General features: G+C 34.2%; 15 protein-coding genes. 9 read left to right on the top strand and 6 right to left on the bottom strand.

Features of this window, described 5'->3' with window-relative positions:
- The first annotated feature begins 286 nt into the window (after positions 1–286).
- A complete protein-coding gene (locus IEV50_RS13805) occupies positions 287–2245 on the top strand; it encodes a KUP/HAK/KT family potassium transporter (RefSeq protein WP_188415321.1) in 1959 nt (652 codons plus the stop codon).
- Positions 2246–2401, top strand: coding sequence for a hypothetical protein (locus tag IEV50_RS13800; protein ID WP_188415318.1), 156 nt, complete (start codon positions 2246–2248; stop codon positions 2399–2401).
- Between the two features lie 14 nt (positions 2402–2415).
- On the opposite strand, the gene IEV50_RS19945 is transcribed toward IEV50_RS13800, so the two are convergent.
- Positions 2416–2766, bottom strand: coding sequence for a transposase (locus tag IEV50_RS19945; protein ID WP_229746737.1), 351 nt, complete (start codon positions 2764–2766; stop codon positions 2416–2418).
- Between the two features lie 237 nt (positions 2767–3003).
- A complete protein-coding gene (locus IEV50_RS13790; RefSeq protein ID WP_188415314.1) occupies positions 3004–4953 on the bottom strand; it encodes an amino acid permease in 1950 nt (649 codons plus the stop codon).
- 282 nt (positions 4954–5235) lie between these two features.
- On the opposite strand from IEV50_RS13790, the gene IEV50_RS13785 reads away from it, so the two are divergent.
- Complete coding sequence (locus tag IEV50_RS13785; protein WP_188415312.1) at positions 5236–6459, top strand: MFS transporter; 1224 nt, start codon at positions 5236–5238, stop codon at positions 6457–6459.
- 125 nt (positions 6460–6584) lie between these two features.
- Here the strand turns inward: IEV50_RS13785 and IEV50_RS13780 are convergent, their stop codons facing one another.
- The 4 genes from IEV50_RS13780 to yihA form a co-directional block, all read right to left on the bottom strand.
- Positions 6585–9011, bottom strand: a complete 2427-nt coding sequence (locus tag IEV50_RS13780) for a TonB-dependent receptor domain-containing protein (protein WP_188415310.1) — start codon at positions 9009–9011, stop codon at positions 6585–6587.
- 596 nt (positions 9012–9607) lie between these two features.
- Complete coding sequence (locus IEV50_RS13775; protein ID WP_188415305.1) at positions 9608–11314, bottom strand: M3 family oligoendopeptidase; 1707 nt, start codon at positions 11312–11314, stop codon at positions 9608–9610.
- Between the two features lie 112 nt (positions 11315–11426).
- Entirely contained in the window at positions 11427–12284 is an 858-nt protein-coding gene (locus IEV50_RS13770) for a UbiA-like polyprenyltransferase (RefSeq protein WP_188415298.1), read from the bottom strand.
- 36 nt (positions 12285–12320) lie between these two features.
- The gene (gene yihA / locus IEV50_RS13765) at positions 12321–12941 is read right to left on the bottom strand and encodes a ribosome biogenesis GTP-binding protein YihA/YsxC (protein WP_188415296.1); all 621 of its coding nucleotides are present in this window, start codon (positions 12939–12941) and stop codon (positions 12321–12323) included.
- A 167-nt stretch (positions 12942–13108) separates the two neighbouring features.
- Here yihA and ubiE point away from each other — a divergent pair, with 167 nt between their 5' ends.
- The 6 genes from ubiE (at position 13109) to IEV50_RS13735 (ending at position 17710) form a co-directional block, all read left to right on the top strand.
- Positions 13109–13840, top strand: a complete 732-nt coding sequence (gene ubiE / locus IEV50_RS13760; protein WP_188415295.1) for a bifunctional demethylmenaquinone methyltransferase/2-methoxy-6-polyprenyl-1,4-benzoquinol methylase UbiE — start codon at positions 13109–13111, stop codon at positions 13838–13840.
- A complete protein-coding gene (gene porT, locus IEV50_RS13755) occupies positions 13837–14640 on the top strand; it encodes a type IX secretion/gliding motility protein PorT/SprT (protein ID WP_188415293.1) in 804 nt (267 codons plus the stop codon). Before ubiE ends, porT begins: the two co-directional genes overlap by 4 nt.
- An 80-nt stretch (positions 14641–14720) precedes the next feature.
- Positions 14721–15479: an SDR family NAD(P)-dependent oxidoreductase gene (locus IEV50_RS13750; RefSeq protein WP_188415291.1), complete on the top strand. Its 759-nt coding sequence runs from the start codon at positions 14721–14723 to the stop codon at positions 15477–15479.
- An 86-nt stretch (positions 15480–15565) separates the two neighbouring features.
- Positions 15566–16006 (top strand): GatB/YqeY domain-containing protein, encoded by a 441-nt coding sequence (locus IEV50_RS13745; protein ID WP_188415289.1) that lies wholly within the window; start codon positions 15566–15568, stop codon positions 16004–16006.
- 277 nt (positions 16007–16283) lie between these two features.
- A complete protein-coding gene (locus IEV50_RS13740) occupies positions 16284–17048 on the top strand; it encodes an alpha/beta fold hydrolase (protein ID WP_188415287.1) in 765 nt (254 codons plus the stop codon).
- Positions 17048–17710: a CBS domain-containing protein gene (locus tag IEV50_RS13735; protein ID WP_188415284.1), complete on the top strand. Its 663-nt coding sequence runs from the start codon at positions 17048–17050 to the stop codon at positions 17708–17710. The genes IEV50_RS13740 and IEV50_RS13735 overlap by 1 nt, the downstream gene beginning before the upstream one ends.
- Position 17711 lies beyond the last annotated feature (1 nt).

Here is a 17711-nt window from a genome sequence, read left to right as displayed (position 1 = left end):
GTTATTTTTGGGTAGAGTTTCATCAAATTGAATAGACAAATGTATTAATTTAAAACAAAGAAATTAAACATTTTGTTTAATCGATATATTTTAACACAATTTAACAATAAATTTTGTTTTTTAACGTGTTAGGTTATTTTATTTAATCTGAATTGGTAAGGGTATAAATAAATCTTCTGCTCCTCTTAAACGGTCAAACAGTTTCTTAGTGTTGAAAATACACAATAAATTGGTTGTTAAATTGTTATAGTTAGTTTACTTTTGCCGCACTAAAATAAATAACGAAGTGTCAAATCATAAAAATGTAAACGCGTTAACTGCCGGCGGTGTTCTGATAAGTTTAGGAATTGTTTTTGGCGATATCGGTACTTCACCCCTTTATACACTAAACGCAATTTTTACAACAATTTTAGGTGGCAAGCAAGATATAAACCCTGTAAATGTATTGGGTGTTCTTTCCTGTATTATTTGGACATTAACACTCCAAACCACTATTAAGTATGTAATTATAACACTCAGAGCAGATAATAAAGGAGAAGGAGGTATATTCTCACTTTTTTCTTTAGTTAGAAAAAAAGCAAAATGGCTTGTTGTTCCTGCTGTAGTTGGTGGTTGTGCATTACTTGCCGATGGTATTATTACACCAAGTATTACAGTTACATCAGCTATTGAAGGTTTAACAAATAAATTTGATGTTCCTGTAATTCCTATTGTTTTAACCATATTAACTATTCTTTTTATCATTCAGCAATTCGGTACAAATCTGGTCGGTAAATTATTCGGGCCAGTAATGTTTGTTTGGTTTGCTGTTTTGGGTGTATTAGGAATGTTGTTTATAGTTAAAGATTTCAGCATATTAAAATCCTTCAATCCATACTACGCAATTCATTTATTGGTAACCAATAAGCTCGCTTTCTTAATTCTTGGCGGTGTATTTCTGTGTACTACAGGAGCAGAGGCATTATATTCGGATTTAGGCCATTGCGGAAGAAATAATATTCGCATTAGCTGGATCTTTGTTAAGCTTACTTTAATACTGAATTACTTAGGGCAAGGGGTTTGGATTTTGCAGAATAGCGGAAGCTACGTTCCGGGTGCTAAAATGAATCCTTTTTTTCAAATAGTTCCCGATCAGTTTCAGGTGCCAATGGTTATATTAGCTACCATGGCTGCGGTTATTGCAAGTCAGGCTTTAATTAGTGGTTCATTTACACTTATAGCAGAAGCCGTTCGATTAAACCTTTGGCCAAAAATTAGAATTGTTTATCCTTCCGTTTCTAAAGGGCAATTGTATGTTCCCTCTATAAACTGGATGTTGTGGATTGGCTGTTGCGGTATTGTTTTATTGTTTCAAAAGGCAGAAAGGATGGATGCTGCTTATGGTTTATCTATAACGATTGCCATGTTAATGACAACCATCTTATTGAGTTTTTATTTACGCAGCAAGCGTTTACCAAAATATTTAATTGCAACTTTCTTTTTCACGTATGTCATTATCGAAGGAACTTTCTTAATTAGTAATTTAACAAAGTTTTTGCATGGTGGTTGGGTAACGGTATTAATTGGCTCTTTGTTATTTACGATTATGTGGAGTTGGTTTGTGGCCAGAAAAATTAAAAATCGTTTTGTAAAATATGTTGAAATTGAAGATTACTACCAGATTTTAACTGAATTAAGTAGTGATGAATCGGTACCAAAATATTCATCTCAATTAGTCTATTTAACAAGCGCTAATTTTAAAACCGAGATAGAATCTAAAATTATTTATTCTATTATACAGAAGGAACCAAAACGTGCTGATGTTTATTGGCTGGTTCACGTTGATGTTATGGATGAACCATATACCTTAGATTATAAAGTAGAATTTCTAATTCCTGGTAAATTAATACGTATAGATTTTAGGTTAGGTTTTAGGGTAGAGCAGCGGGTAAACTTGCTGTATCGTAAGGTTGTAGAAGAGCTGGTTAAAAACGGTGAGATTGATATTACCAGTCAATATACTTCGTTAAACAAGCATAAAATTGCCGGAGATTTCAGGTTCGTGTTGTTAGAAAAGCACTTATCAAAATTCACAAAACTAAGTTTCTACGAACGCCAGATAATGGATTACTATTTCATTTTAAAGAAACTTAGCTTATCAGAAGAGCGAAGTTTTGGTTTAGATAGCAGTTATGTTGATGTAGAAAAAGTTCCTTTAATTTTTGTAACGCCTGATGATATTGAGTTACACAGATTGCCTGTTTAAATGAGAAAAATTCTATTAGTATTAGCGATTTGCCTTTTTTTGATTGGTCCTGCGGCGAAGGTTTTGCACTGGCCGAATGAAGATAAATATATGATTGCTTCAGTTTTAGGATTAATTTTGATAACTATAATGGCTTTCGTTAAGAAGAAAGTTTAAGCTGAGGGCTGCTTTTAATAAAACTTGTCTTCATCCCATTTTGCAGGATTATTAATAATATAATTTGCAATATTTTCGTAAGCACCTTCATCTCTTATAATATGTTCATAATAATTCCGCTGCCAAAGTTTTCCCATTGATTTACTTTGTGCTTTACAGATTTTTAAGCATTCATTTGATACAATAGATTTGTAGGCGCCGACTATGTCAGCAATGGTCGGGGCAACCCTTGCTGTTGTACTTATAAGACTTTCTTTATCATCTTCTTCATGTAAGGCAACCACAAGGGTTGCCCCGACCGCAGTTTCCTCAACAGCCTGAATAATATCTTTCAATACAATGATTCCATGAAAATGATTAGGCATGATTTGAAACACATCCAATTTGAAATTCGAAAATCTTTCGGATAATTTTATCCATTCGTTGTAAGCTATAACACCAAATGGATTTAAAATCATTTCATGATTAACAACTCTTCCAAATCGATGGATTATATCTTCACAACATATTGTAATAAAATATGCTCCACTTTTAGAATAGTCATACCCTTTTAATCGAATAGAACGCCTATGATGTATAAGTGGATTGTAGGCCAAATTTTGCTAACGCTCTGCTAATCCTAATTTACTATGTTTAAACCCATATGCAAAATATACAACCAAACCAATTACCAGCCAAATACTAAAACCAATCCAGTTGGAAATGCCTAATTCACACATCATATAAAGGCAGCTAATCAAGCCTAAAACCGGAATTAGCGACAAGTTCTTAGTAACACTGAAATAAGTAATAAATACACATATTATCAGGAAAATCCACATTGGGATTTTATGTTTAAACAAGCCCCAACCACTTTCATATTTCTTCTCTACAGGGATTTGAGCGTTGGCTATAAACTGCTCGTATTTATCTGCTGGTAAATTACTTAGGTAAGATTCTGCATCAACTTTATCAGTTAGATTTATTTGAGGTGCAGCATCTTTAATTATTTCCTCCTTAACAATCTTCAGTTCATTGTTATTTAAGGAAGTTACAAATGTTACTGTTTGAATGGTTTTAGGTGTATTAAATAAGAAGGCTTTGGTTTCTGCATTGTATTTTGTTAAAGCAAAAGCAATTACTGCGATAAATACAACCGGAATAATATATTTACTGTTTGCGTATGGAATTTTGAATTTGCCTCGTTGTACATCAGGCCGATTCTGTAAGACTAAAACGCCTGCGCAAACCAATACGAAAGCAAACAAAGTACCAATTGAACACAGATCGGTTACTATGGTTAAATTCATAAACAGCGATGGAATAGCAACTACGAAACCTACGACAATTGTTGCAAAAGATGGTGTTTTATATTTTGGATGTATTTTAGAAAACGATTTCGGTAATAAGCCATCACGACTCATGCTCATCCAGATGCGTGGCTGTCCCATTTGGAAAACCAAAAGTACGCTAGCCATTGCGAATACAGCGCTGACAGCGATAATTCCACTCATCAGTTTTAAATCTATTTGGTCGAACACAAATGCTAATGGATCGCCAACGGCTAATGTATCAGATTTTACAATTCCTGTTAAAACCAAGGCAATTGCAACATAAAGGATGGTACAAATAATAATTGCCCACATCATTCCACGTGGTAAATCTTTTTGAGGATCTTTACATTCTTCGGCCGTAGTAGAAATTGCATCGAAACCAATGTAAGCAAAAAACACTGCCGAAACCCCTTTTAATACACCTGAAACACCATTAGGTGCAAAAGGATTCCAGTTTTTTGTATCGATATAAAAAACACCAACCGCTAAAACCAAAAGAATTACAGCAAGTTTTACAACAACCATTGCATTACTTGCATTTCGACTTTCCTTCATACCGCGATAAACTAAAGCAGTAATAAAAATGATAATTCCGAGAGCAGGTAAATCTGCAACTAAATGGAAACTTCCTATTTGAGGAGCCGTTAACCATGCATTGTTTGCTATTGAAGTTGCGGCATCAAGTCCGCCGATATTTTTGCCAGCAGCTAAAAGTGCTTGTGCATGCGTATGACCGTTAAAGGCTGTTAAATAATCCATTGTTGCCCATGCAGGAATGTTTATTCCATCGATTCCTAAAGCTGGGATTCGAATAGAAGAGAGTAATCCTGTAAAGTAATCAGACCATGAAATGGCTACCGTAATATTGCCAATTGCGTATTCCATGATAAGAGACCAACCGATAATCCATGCAACCAATTCACCAAAAGCTACGTAAGAATACGTGTATGCACTACCGGAAACAGGAACCATTGAGGCAAATTCTGCGTAAGCAAAAGCTGCAAAACTACATGCAACAGCGGTGAAAATGAATAAAAAAATTACCGCAGGCCCGCCATCTGCACTGGCTTTACCAATTGTACTGAAAATCCCAGCGCCAATAATTGCGGCGATACCAAAAGCGGTTAAATCTCGAACACCAAGTGTTTTATTTAAAGAATTTTCATGGTCGCCATAGCCTTTTGCTGCATCTTGTAGTATCTTGGAAATAGATTTCTTTCTGAATAGCTTTTCGAACATCTGTTTTGGTTTGTTGTATTCCTCAAACTTAAAAAAATATCAGTTAAAAACGTTTATAGAGGGGTATAAATTTCATCACACCCAATAATACTGATTTATGCACTAAGAATTAAAACGCATTTGATGCTGATTTATACTCTTTAATGTAAAATTCAACTTTTGTTTGTTTTGCAATACAGATTATGTGATTCTAATAATAAATCTGAATGTTAAAAGATTAATTTTACCCCCCCCCAATTATCAGTTTTTGTAACTAATTATATTTGATTTAAATAAAAAGTAATGCTTAAAAAAGCAATCCATGTTAAATATATAAAGGAAGAAAATCAACGAATTTCTACTTTACTTGCCTTTGCCCTTATTCCATTATCCGGCTTTGCTACAGATATATATATTCCTTCGTTACCAACCATGGCCGGAGCAATGCAGGTAATTAGCGTTCAGGTTCAGCTTACATTAAGCATCTTTTTAATAAGTTATGGAATCTCTCAACTTTTTATAGGCAGCATATTAGATAGCTTCGGCAGATATAAAATTGGATTGGTTTCATTGGTGATTTTTGCTCTTGCGAGTATCGTGATCGCAATTACTCATAATATTTATTTGATTTATCTAATGAGGGTAATTCATGGACTAACAGTTGGGGCAATTGTAGTTGCAAAACGTGCTTATTTTGTCGATTTATTTTCGGGTGATAAATTAAAACATTATTTAAGTTTATTTTCAATCATCTGGTCAACCGGACCAATTATAGCCCCGTTTATTGGTGGTTATCTTCAATCTGCTTTTGGATGGGAATCTAATTTTTACTTTCTAGCGGGTTTTGCACTTATTTTTGCACTTCTAGAGTTTATTTATAGTGGCGAAACCCTCAAAAACTTCAGTAATTTTCAACTCAAAACAATTTTAAAGGTTTACATCAACATGATTAAAACAGCAAGCTTTACACTTGGCATTGTAATGTTGGGTTTGGCTTATTGCATGGTTATGGTTTACAACATGACGGGTCCTTTCATTATTGAGCACGAGTTGCATTTTTCGCCAATTGTAGCGGGTTATAGTTCGCTTGTGTTAGGTTTTGCCTGGATGGTTGGCGGCTTTATTGGGAAAGCAACTATCAATAAACCTTTTTTTAAACGGTTGCTTATAAATTCACTATTGCAGGTGCTATTTGTAATCTTAATGATGATAAGCATTAATTTTATTTCAAACATCTGGTCGCTGATATTTTTTGCATTTTTAATTCATATTGGGGCAGGCTTTACCTTTAACAACTACTTTACGTATTGCCTTAGTAAATTTCCAAATAATGCTGGGATTGCAGGAGGGTTAACTGGAGGAATTACGTATGTAATTGTTTCTTTTTTAAGTTATGGAATTGTGAATTTGTTTCCAGCAAAAGATGATAGAAATTTAAGTTTTAGCTATTTAGTAATGATTATTCTGTCTGTATTGGTGATGTTTTTGATTATGAAAACGAGGAAGAAAGATGAAGTTGGTACTTAGTTATTACCTTGATTATCTACGTTATTAAGCGAAATCTGCGGGAGATATATTTCTATTTCAAGTCTCTAATTTTTTTCTCCCACAGATTTCGAAAATGTTCGTAGAATTTTATATACAGTTATCTATTATTTTATTCTTCCCTCTTCATCAGCAACACTTGTTTTTCGTTCTCTTGTAGCTTTAATAGCGTTGCTGCCGAAACTGTAATTTAAGCTAAGCCTAAAAATTCTACTTTCTTGTTTTTGGGTGAGGTTGTAATTTAAGGTAGATAAAGCACTGCTGATTCTGGCTTTTCTACTGTTTAAAATATCATTTATAGCAAACTTCAGATTTAATTTTTTATCGAGGAACGATTTTTTTACGCCAAAATCAATTCCATAATAAGACTTGATGGCGTAAGTTCCATAAATTTGAGCAGATACAAATTCTCCAGAAAGTTCGGCGGCGGTTGATGGTGTAATCGTGAAGTTATGGCTACTGTTTAACGTGAAATTTACTTTCTTCCTGTCATAATCTATTCCGCCTAAATTTGCCGATTTTATTTGATTATAAGTGCTCGTAACTGTATTGTCCATACTCCAGAATTTGGTTATGGTTGTTGGGTAACCGATTGTTAAATCGTACGAGAATTGTTTATCCAGATTTTGCACAGTTTGATAAAGGGTTTTGTTTAAATCATCAGGTAGCAAAACATCGAGAATGAGATTGTTTGTAATGCTGTATCCCAAGGAAATGTTGAGTTTCTTTTTATAATTATAAGAAAGTTGGAAAGCATTAGTGTATTGTGGATTAAGGAACGGATTTCCTTGACTAAACGTGTGCAAATCAACAAAATAAACGAATGGATTGAGGGATTTGTAGTCTGGTCTATCTATTCGCCTGCTGTATGAAAATCCTAACTGATTATTTTCTGATAAAGTTTGATTAACAGAAAAACTAGGGAAGAAATCGAAGTAGCTTCTTTTAACAACTTTTTGCTCGTTTACAGAATTACCTTTTGAGTTGGTTTGTTCTGTTCTTAAGCCAACTTCAATACTTGTTGATTTGAATTCGTGTTTAAAATTAATGTAAGCTGCATTGATGTTTTCATCATATATAAATCGATTACTTCTTGTTAAATCATTTTGCCACTGCGAAGCAACCAGATTTTCAAATCTAAAATCATTATCGGTACTTACCCAACTACTTTTTAAACCGAAATCGAATTTTGTTTTAGCATTTAATGGTAACGAATAATCAATTTTTGCAGCTTTAATTTTTATTAATGAAGGCGTTAAATTCCTAAAAATTAAAGGTGATTTATATTGATAACCGCTCGCATCCGAAAAATGATTATTGTAAACGGTATATTCTTCACTGCGGTATTGTGCGTAATCCAAATCAACGGAAAACTCCTGACCAAGTGTATCAATAACTGATTTGTAATTAAGGTTATAAGCCTGATTTCGATATTTACTTGTTGATGGATTATCAGCTAAAATGGAAGAATCTATTTTTATAAAGCTTGTGCCGATATCCGTTGTGCCATTCGAACTGTCGTGTCCGTTATTAAAATAGCCCGTCGTTAAAAAACCAATGGTGTTTTTTTCGTTTAGGAAATAATCCAAACCGAATTTATAATTATTATTGTGTGATGAACGAATTTGAGTATTGTACTGGTGGAAATAAGTATCGGCAACACCATCATTAGTAATTCTATTGATGTTTAAATCTTCCTGATACTTATTGTTATTATTCGTATAACTTCCAAAAATATTAAAGTTTTTATTTCTATGATTCATAGAAATCCCTGCGTCACTTTTAGGGTTTTTCCCATAGCCAAAACCCAAATCAATATTTCCATTTGTACCAAATCCAGCGTTCTTCTTTAGTTTAATATTAATTATTCCAGCATTTCCTTCGGCATCGTATTTAGCTGAAGGATTTGTAATCAGTTCAATGGATTTCAGCTCATTACTGTTCAAAGATTTTAGCCTTGTTGCCAATTGTTCATTGGAAAGGAAGGTCGATTTTCCATCTATCAAAACATTAACACCCGATTTTCCCCTGACACTGATAATTCCATCCTGGCTTACTGAAACTCCAGGCATTTTTGCTAGAACTTCAAGTGCCGTATTTCCTGTGGCAACCAGACTATTTTCAACGTTCATCACCGTTTTGTCGCTAAATCTTTCGATTAAAGGTTTTTTTCCTGAGATATTTATACTACCTAAATCATTTGATTCAGGTACCATTTTATAGATTTTATTGATAGAAAATTGATTGGGTGTAATTTCTACTTTTTCATTAATGGTTTTAAAACCAACTGCATTTACAGCAATTGAATAGCTACCAAATGTTAAATCGTTAAAGCTGAATTTTCCTTTGTCATCTGATGAAATTCTTTTTACAAATGTCGTATCGCCTAAATTCTTCACTACTATTGTTGCTGAAATTGGTTTCCCTTTTTCATCAATCAATAAACCTGAAATTTTACCATTTGTAAATTGAGCTTTCGCTTGTGGCAGAAGAAAAAGAGATAGTAATATGAAAAACGTAGAGCTTAGTTTCATGTTAATTTGATAGCCTGATGATTAGTATTTTCCTCGTTTGAAAGGATAATGCTACTAAACTAAATGATTAGGTGTATCAAACGGGACTTTTTAACAATGTTTAACTCAATTAACAAAATTTTACAAAATGCTGTTATTAGAATCTTAATCAGTATCAACGCATTTGAGGTGGATTTTTCTCTGCGTGAATCCGCGAAATCTGCGGGAGATATTTTATTATATGGATCTAATCTTTTTCTCCCGCAGATCACCGCAGATTTTTTATCCTGAGTTTGATTTTTAAACTTAATATTTTGTTGTTTTATTGCCGTATTGCTTATCCCACACGTCTTGCTGAATTTATTTCAGCATCTTTCTTGCGAAAAAGACATTGAAATATTCAGAGTAACGTAAGCTTTTTCTTCCCCAGATTTCGCTTATCTCCGCAGATTTTTTTGAGTAAATCTTTTAATGATTATCAGAAAAAAGCAAAAAAGTCGCAACGTATGCTGCGACTTTTTTAATTTAAAACAAATTAATGTTTATCGAATTGACCCTAAACCCTAAACCCTAAACCCTAAACCCTAAACCCTAAACCCTAAACCCTAAACCCTAATCTATCCCAACTTTTCCAACTCTTCTTTTACAAAATCGGCTAATTCTTTTACATATTCTGCACTAAAATCGAATTTGATTCCTGCAGTTTCGTAAATCTCATTCATTGGTTTAGTGTATCCCAAAGCAAGAGCGGCCAGGTATTGGTCTAAAGCCTTTGCTGGATTTTCTTTGTAATTTTTCCACACGGCGATGGCACCCAATTGCGCAATGGCATATTCGATGTAATAAAATGGAACTTCGAATAAATGCAACTGTTTCTGCCATCCATTGCCAAACTCTTTTTCTAAATCTGTCCAATCGGCAAAACCCGCACCAAAACGATTATAAATTTGTTTAAATGTTTCTTCTCTATCTGCTGCAGTGTGATTAGGATTTGTATAAATCCAGTGTTGAAACTGATCGATAACTGCAACCCAAGGCAACGTTTTTAAAACATCGGCAAGCTGTTCTTTCTTAGCACGGTTTAAATCTTCAGTGTTATCGAAATAAACATCCCAATTATCCATAGAAATTAATTCCATGCTCATAGAAGCCAGTTCAGCAACTTCCGACGGGCAATGTTTAAAATCGTTTAATTCTAAATTTGCTGTTAAGAAAGTATGGATTGCATGACCGCCTTCGTGAACCATAGTGGTTAAATCGCGAAGTGAGTTTGCCGAATTCATGAAAATGAATGGTGCGCCAGTTTCTGCTAAAGGATAATTGTAACCGCCTGGTGCTTTACCTTTTCTACTTTCTACATCGAAAAGATTGTTGGCCTTCATGGTTGCTAATTTCTCACCTAACTTTTCATCAATGGCATTAAAACAAGCAATACTTTTATCAATTAATTCTGCTCCGCTATTAAAAGGCTTTAATGCAGGTTTACCTGTTACACTTACTTCTAAATCCCACGGTTTCAATTCAGGCAACGTTAATAATTCTCGTCGCTTTTCGGCTTGTTCTCTTAATATTGGTACAATTTCTTTTTCAATCGCATTAGCAAAATCATAGCAATCTTGTGGTGTATAATCAAAACGACCTAAAGCCTGGAACATGTAGTCGCGATAATTTTCAAAGCCGGCATTTAATGCGACCTGATTACGTAATTTAATCAACTCATCAAATAAGATATTCAAATCATCTTTATCAACCAATCGGCGTTGTTGAATGGTTTTCCATGCATTTTCTCTTACTTCACGGTTTAAATCTTTAATAAAAACAGAAGCTTGCTCTAATGTATATTCCTGCCCGTTTATTTCTACACTCATGGCACCGGTAATACCTTGATATTTCTGTTGTTTAACTTGCAATTCGGTAAACAGTTGGATATTCTCTTCGCGATAAAGTTCTAATGCTTTCTTAATTGCTCGGCTGTAAACAAAATATTTTTCTTTGTCTAAATCATCCATAAAAGGATTTTCAACAAATTTTTTATTCAGCTCGTTAGATAAAGGAGATATTTTCGGATCGATTTCGGTGGCAAAATATTGAAAGCTTTTAACCAATTCTTCATTAGCCGTATCGCAGCTCATTTTAATGTATCGCCATGCAAAATCTTCTTCTAAAGCTGCTTCCAATTCCGAACGATCTTTAAGCCACTTTTCTAATTCAATAGCACTGGTAATTTCACGATTTTGTAATTCGGTAAATAGCGGTTCTAAGCTTTCCCAGGTAATGCTTAAATCGTTTGGTATGTATATTCTTGGTTTTTTATTTATGATCATAATCTATTAAATTATTCAATTTTGTATGCGTGATTAAGTGAATATTTTAAAGCACAAAGCCAAACATTCTCTCATTCAAAACGCACTCATTCTATCATTTACTAATAATCTATCATTTGTTTCTGATGTAAGCATCAATTAAAAAGCAAACGGCAAATACAACTGAAGCGTATCCATTTAAAGTTTGAAATGCCCTGTTTACTTTACTAATATCGTTTGGTTTTACAAGTAGGTGTTGGTAAATCAGCATTGAACAGAAAAATACGATTCCAACATAATAAACCCAGCTAAATTCTGTAAAAAAAACAGGTATGATAACGCAAGCTGCAGAAAGTATATGCAAAACCACTGATACATTTAAAGCATTTTTAATACCCAAAGCTGATGGAATGGAATGTAAATTTTCTTCACGATCGAAATCTTCATCCTGTAAAGCGTAAATAATATCAAAACCACTAACCCAAAACAATACCGCGAAAGAATAAAGGACTGGGATCAATGCAAAATGCCCGGTTACTGCAATATATGCGCCAATAGGAGCTAGCGATAAACCTAAGCCCAAAACCAAATGGCAAAGTGCTGTAAATCTTTTAGTATAACTGTAAAATAATACAACAAATAGTGCAATTGGCGATAAGTAAAAGCAGAGACTATTAATAAAAAAGGTAGATATGATAAAGAAAACACAATTGGCGATTACAAAAATCAGTGCTTCATTAGCAGAAACTTTTCCTGCGGGGATATCACGCATTTTCGTGCGAGGGTTTTTAGCATCAATATTTCTATCCAAATAACGGTTAAAAGCCATTGCCGAATTACGTGCGAAAACCATGCAGAGTAAAACCAATATTAGTTTTTCCCATCTAAAAGGGCTATCAGTGGTAGTAACGCCAAGAAAAAAACCAATCATAGCGAAAGGCAAAGCAAAAATAGAGTGTGCGAATAATACGAGTGAAAAGTATTTTTTCATTTTAGTATTTACGAAATTTATTTAGCTTCAGACTGATTAAAACTTACTGATAATAGGCTTAACGAAATCTTTATTCACCTCATAGATAAAGTTTAAAACCTCTTCTTTACCCGTATATTTTTCTGCCGATGTTACTATTGTTGTTGGTACTTCTTCAAAAAATTCACCAAGCTTTTTCTTAAATGCAGCAACGTTTTTTAGTGATTCATTCATGCCTTGTTTATCTGCCTTAGTAAAAAGTAAAGCAAATGGGATTTGTATTTCGCCAAGCCAATAGCAAAATTCAATATCTATTTGTTGAGGTGTTAAACGGCTGTCAATCAAAACGAAAACACATTGCAGGCTTTCTCTTTTAGTAATATAGGCACGGATAAATTTCTCCCATTTCTCCCGGCTTGTTTTAGAAACTTTTGCATAACCATAACCAGGTAAATCGACAATGTACCAGGATTCGTTAATTAAGAAATGATTAATTAACTGTGTTTTACCTGGACGCTGTGATGTTTTTGCCAAACCATGGTGGTTAACCAACATATTAATTAATGAAGATTTCCCTACGTTAGAGCGACCAATAAATGCATATTCGGGCATTGTAGGCGCAGGTAAGGCCGAAATTTGGGTGTTGCTGCAAACAAATGTTGCCGTTTTGATAATCATAGTGCAAAGGTAGGGTTTTGAGTCGGAAGTCGGAAGTCCGAAGTCGGTTGCCCAAAAGGAATAATCTCGTTGAAATGTAAACTTTGGATTTTAGAATAGTTTAGCCTTACAGACTTCTGACTACGGACAAAAGACTCACGACTTTTTCCTTATCTTTGCCTCATATCATGAATCAGAACATTACACCATATCCAGTAGAAAATGCAACCAAAAAAGAGCAGGTTGCAACCATGTTTAACAACATTTCGGGTACTTACGATTTTTTAAATCACTTCCTTTCTTTAGGCATAGATGTTTTATGGCGTAAGAAGGCAATAAAGGAATTGGTTTCGCTTCATCCTCGTATAATGCTTGATGTTGCCACCGGAACTGGCGATTTTGCTTTTGAAGCAATTAAGAAACTTCATCCAGAGAAGATTATCGGCGTAGATATTTCTGAAGGTATGCTTGACGTTGCGAAGAAGAAAATTAACGAACGTAGTTTAAATGAAACTTTCTCGGTTCAATTGGGTGATTCAGAAGGTTTGCATTTTGCTGATGATACTTTTGATGCCATTACAGTTGCTTATGGTGTTCGTAATTTCGAGCATTTAGAACAAGGCTTGAGTGATATGTTCAGGGTATTAAAACCTGGCGGAAAACTGGTTGTGTTGGAGTTTTCTAAACCAAAGGTTTTTCCTGTAAAACAATTATATAATTTCTATTTTAAACAGATAACACCCTTTTTTGGTCGGTTATTTTCTAAAGATGCACGAGCTTATACTTATTTGCCGGAATCTGTTGCCGCTTTCCCTGATGGAAAAGATTTTACAACTTTAATGGAAAAAGTAGGTTTTAAAAGTACCAAACAAACAATTTTAACGTTTGGAATTAGTTCGATATATACGGGTTCTAAATGATAAAAAAATTAAGCTTTGTCATCTTCTTTTTTATGGTTAGTACAACTGCTTTTGCTCAAAATTGGGGTGGAGGCGTAGATGATGAAGACTTACATTTTGGATTTAGCTTTCAATATATTTCTGCAGAATACAAAATTTTAAAAGCTGCAAACTGGCGAAATGCTTTTTACGAAACTGTTGATGGCAATGGTGTTACTTACAGCCCAGAAAGCGGAAGGCAAATCACACAACCCATGCGGGCAATATCAAGTCCACCATCAGTTGGCTTTGGCTTAGGTTTTGTTGTTAACAGAAGAATTTCTGAAAACTTTGATTTGCGTGCAACACCATCACTAATTTTTAGCGATAGAGTTGTTCGTTATGAATATGAGCCAGGACCCGAACAGCAAGCTCCTGTAGATGGATTAATCATCTCAAACTTTCAAACTTCTATAGATAAAAAAGTTCAGGCCACCATGTTTGAGTTCCCTTTAGGGTTAAAAATAAAATCAAATAGGTTAAACAATTTCAGGGTTTACTGGCTCGGCGGTGCAAAATATTCGATGGATATTGCTTCTAAAAAGAAGACCTTTGATGAAGGTGAAACTCCAATTAATAAACTGTTAAAAAACAAGAGAAATTATCTTTCTTACGAAACTGGAATTGGTTTCGATTTATATTTCGAATACTTTAAAATGTCGCCAGAGATAAAAGTTTCGTATTCAATGAATGATATTTTACAGCATGACAACACTGTTTTTGCAAATCCTTTGGATAAAACCAAGTTGCGTCATTTTACATTCAGCTTGTTTTTCGAGTAGACTAGCAAACCAAAAAAACTTACCTTTGTTGCCATAATGGATTACATATAAAATGTTTTCCGGTTTATGAATTTATCAAAATGTCTAAAATTGCTTTAATTACAGGTGCAACTTCGGGTATTGGCGAAGCTTGTGCACATATATTTGCTCAAAATGGTTACAACTTAGTTTTGGTAGCCCGAAGAACGGAACTTTTAGCTAAAATTTCTAATCATTTAGAGGATAAGTATGGCATAACAATTAAACAGATTTTGGCAGATGTACGTGAAAAAGAAAATCTAAATAAAGTTTTTGATGCAATCCCGGCTGATTGGAAAAAGGTAGATGTTTTGGTAAATAATGCCGGATTAAGTCAGGGATTAGATCCAATTGAGAAAGGTAATACTGATGATTGGGATACCATGATTGATACCAATGTTAAAGGGTTGCTTTATGTAACCAAAATTGTTTCCAACTGGATGATTCCAAATAAATCAGGACATATCATAAACATTGGTTCCATAGCTGGTCAGGAAGTTTATCCTAATGGAAACGTATATTGTGCTACCAAACATGCAGTTGATGCATTGAGCAAATCAATGAGGATTGACCTTTTGAAGCATGATATTAAAGTGACGGCTATTAACCCTGGAATGGTAGAAACAGAATTTTCTATAGTTCGTTTTAAGGGCGATGCAGAACGTGCAAAAAATGTTTATGCAGGTTTAGAACCATTAATTGCTGATGATATTGCAGATGCAATTTGGTATGTGGTAAGCAGACCAAAGCATGTTAATATTAATGATATGTTAATTATGCCGACTGCACAAGCAACGGCTACGCTTATAAATAGAAATTAGTTGGTTGGTTTTTTAGTCTTATAGCTATTTAGGTTGAAAAGCTTATCAAAAAACTAAAAAACCAATCACCAAAAAACTAAAAACAGATGATACAAATAGATCAGGAAATAAAAAAAGCCATGTTGGCTAAAAATAATGCGCAGTTAAGAGGTTTAAGAGCGATAAAAGCAGCAATTCTTTTAGCTAAAACGGAAAAAGGTGCTATAGAAGAAATTGACGAAGAAACCGAGTTGAAAATTCTTCAAAAATTGATTAAACAACGTCGTGAATCGGCTGATATTTACAAGCAGCAAAATCGCGAAGATTTATATCAGGTTGAAGAAGAAGAGATTGAAGTTATTAACCAATTCTTGCCTAAGCAATTAGATAGAAGTGAGGTTGAGGCAATAATTGCTGATGTAATTAAACAATCAGGCGCAACTTCGGTTAAAGATATGGGTAAAGTGATGGGTATGGCGAATAAGGCGCTTGCGGGTAAAGCAGATGGTAAGCTAATTGCAGAAATTGTTAAAGAAAAACTGGCTTAAGGGTAAAAGACTAAAGCTTAAAGACCAAAAATAGGACTCAGCTTAAGGATGAACGGTTAATGCAAGAATATTAAATCTTTAGCGTATCTTGATATCTACTACTTGTCTTGATACTTGATACTAACTTCTTGATACTAACTACTTGATACTTATTTCTTGATACTCCAGCAATTATTTTTATACCGTATTCTGTTTTATTTCAGAAAAATGGTGCGGAAATGCCAAAAATTAATTTTACTCTACTAACTTAGTAGCAATATACCACCTAATACTATATATGAAATACCAGGTAATAGAAGAAGACGGATTTAAATATATCGAAACCGGCAAGGGAGAAACACTGGTGCTATTACACGGTCTAATGGGCGAATTAAGTAATTGGGAGCTTGTTATTGAGCAATTCAAAGATCGTTATCGTGTTGTTGTTCCTATTTTACCCATATACGATTTACCTATTTTAACTTTAGGTGTAAAAGCTCTGTCGAGGTATGTTCATCGCTTTTTAAAGCACAAAAATTATGGTCAGGTGGTGCTTATTGGTAATTCTTTAGGCGGCCATGTTGGTTTGGTTTTTACGGTTGCGCATCAGGAGTTTGTAAAGGCCTTAGTGCTTACCGGCAGTTCTGGTTTATATGAAAATGCTTTTGGAGGTTCATTTCCTCGCAGAGAAAGTTACGATTATATTAAAGAGAAGGTAGAATTTACTTTCTATGATCCTGCAACGGCTACTCCTGAGCTTGTTGATGAGGTTTTTAAAACCGTAAACGACAGATCAAGGGTAATTCGCATTTTAACCATGGCAAAATCGGCAATTCGCCATAACATGGCTAAAGAAGTATCAAAAATTACCATTCCCGTTTCCTTAATTTGGGGTAAAAATGATAAAGTTACACCGCCGGAAGTTGCCGAAGAATTTCATCAGTTACTACCCAACTCAGAATTAAATTGGGTTGATAAATGCGGGCATGCACCAATGATGGAGCATCCTCAAATATTTAATGCTTACTTAGAGAAATTTTTAGATAGGATATTATTAAAATAATGTTTGCTCAGGAAATCATATCGAATGCTATAACTCCAATAAAAACGGACGACACGGTGCAAAAGGCTTTGGATCGTATGAACGAATTTAAGCTTAAGCATATGCCTGTGGTTAATGATGCCCAGTTTTTAGGTTTACTTGCAGAAGATGATTTGTTAGAAATTCGTGATCACGAGGTTTTAATAAAAGATGTGTCTGTTAACTTACTTAATGCATTTGTTTTTAACAATGCCCACACTTATGATGTTGTTAAGTTACTGAGCACATTAAAATTAACGGCCGTTCCAGTTTTGGATCAACAAAAAAATTATGCAGGTTTAATTTCCATCAATAATATTATAGATTCTGTAGCTGAATTATATGCAGTTAGCGAGCCTGGAGGAATTATCGTATTGGAAATAAGTAATCGCGATAATTCACTGGCTCATATTGCTCAAATAGTTGAAGCTGATAATGCACAAATACTATCATCTTATGTAAATTCTTTCGAAGATTCTACCAGGCTGGAAGTTACCTTAAAAGTTAACAAAACAGAAATTACATCACTTGTAGCATCTTTAGAGCGTTACAATTATCAGGTTAAAGAAGTTTACAATAATACTCAGGTTGATGATGGTTCTCAGGAGCGTTTCGATTCTTTCATGAACTATTTAAACGTTTAAT

It is taken from the genome of Pedobacter mendelii, assembly GCF_014635725.1.
GTDB classification, from domain to species: Bacteria; Bacteroidota; Bacteroidia; order Sphingobacteriales; family Sphingobacteriaceae; genus Pedobacter; species Pedobacter mendelii.
This window is presented reverse-complemented; position numbering and strand designations above follow the sequence as displayed.

Coding starts and splice junctions, on each gene's coding strand:
- porT (WP_188415293.1), top strand. CDS start 13,837: ATGATAAAAAAATTAAGCTTTGTCATCTTCTTTTTTATGGTTAGTACA.
- IEV50_RS13800 (WP_188415318.1), top strand. CDS start 2,246: ATGAGAAAAATTCTATTAGTATTAGCGATTTGCCTTTTTTTGATTGGT.
- IEV50_RS13775 (WP_188415305.1), bottom strand. CDS start 11,314: ATGATCATAAATAAAAAACCAAGAATATACATACCAAACGATTTAAGC.
- IEV50_RS13790 (WP_188415314.1), bottom strand. CDS start 4,953: ATGTTCGAAAAGCTATTCAGAAAGAAATCTATTTCCAAGATACTACAA.
- ubiE (WP_188415295.1), top strand. CDS start 13,109: ATGAATCAGAACATTACACCATATCCAGTAGAAAATGCAACCAAAAAA.
- IEV50_RS13770 (WP_188415298.1), bottom strand. CDS start 12,284: ATGAAAAAATACTTTTCACTCGTATTATTCGCACACTCTATTTTTGCT.
- IEV50_RS13750 (WP_188415291.1), top strand. CDS start 14,721: ATGTCTAAAATTGCTTTAATTACAGGTGCAACTTCGGGTATTGGCGAA.
- yihA (WP_188415296.1), bottom strand. CDS start 12,941: ATGATTATCAAAACGGCAACATTTGTTTGCAGCAACACCCAAATTTCG.
- IEV50_RS19945 (WP_229746737.1), bottom strand. CDS start 2,766: ATGCCTAATCATTTTCATGGAATCATTGTATTGAAAGATATTATTCAG.
- IEV50_RS13745 (WP_188415289.1), top strand. CDS start 15,566: ATGATACAAATAGATCAGGAAATAAAAAAAGCCATGTTGGCTAAAAAT.
- IEV50_RS13780 (WP_188415310.1), bottom strand. CDS start 9,011: ATGAAACTAAGCTCTACGTTTTTCATATTACTATCTCTTTTTCTTCTG.
- IEV50_RS13735 (WP_188415284.1), top strand. CDS start 17,048: ATGTTTGCTCAGGAAATCATATCGAATGCTATAACTCCAATAAAAACG.
- IEV50_RS13785 (WP_188415312.1), top strand. CDS start 5,236: ATGCTTAAAAAAGCAATCCATGTTAAATATATAAAGGAAGAAAATCAA.
- IEV50_RS13740 (WP_188415287.1), top strand. CDS start 16,284: ATGAAATACCAGGTAATAGAAGAAGACGGATTTAAATATATCGAAACC.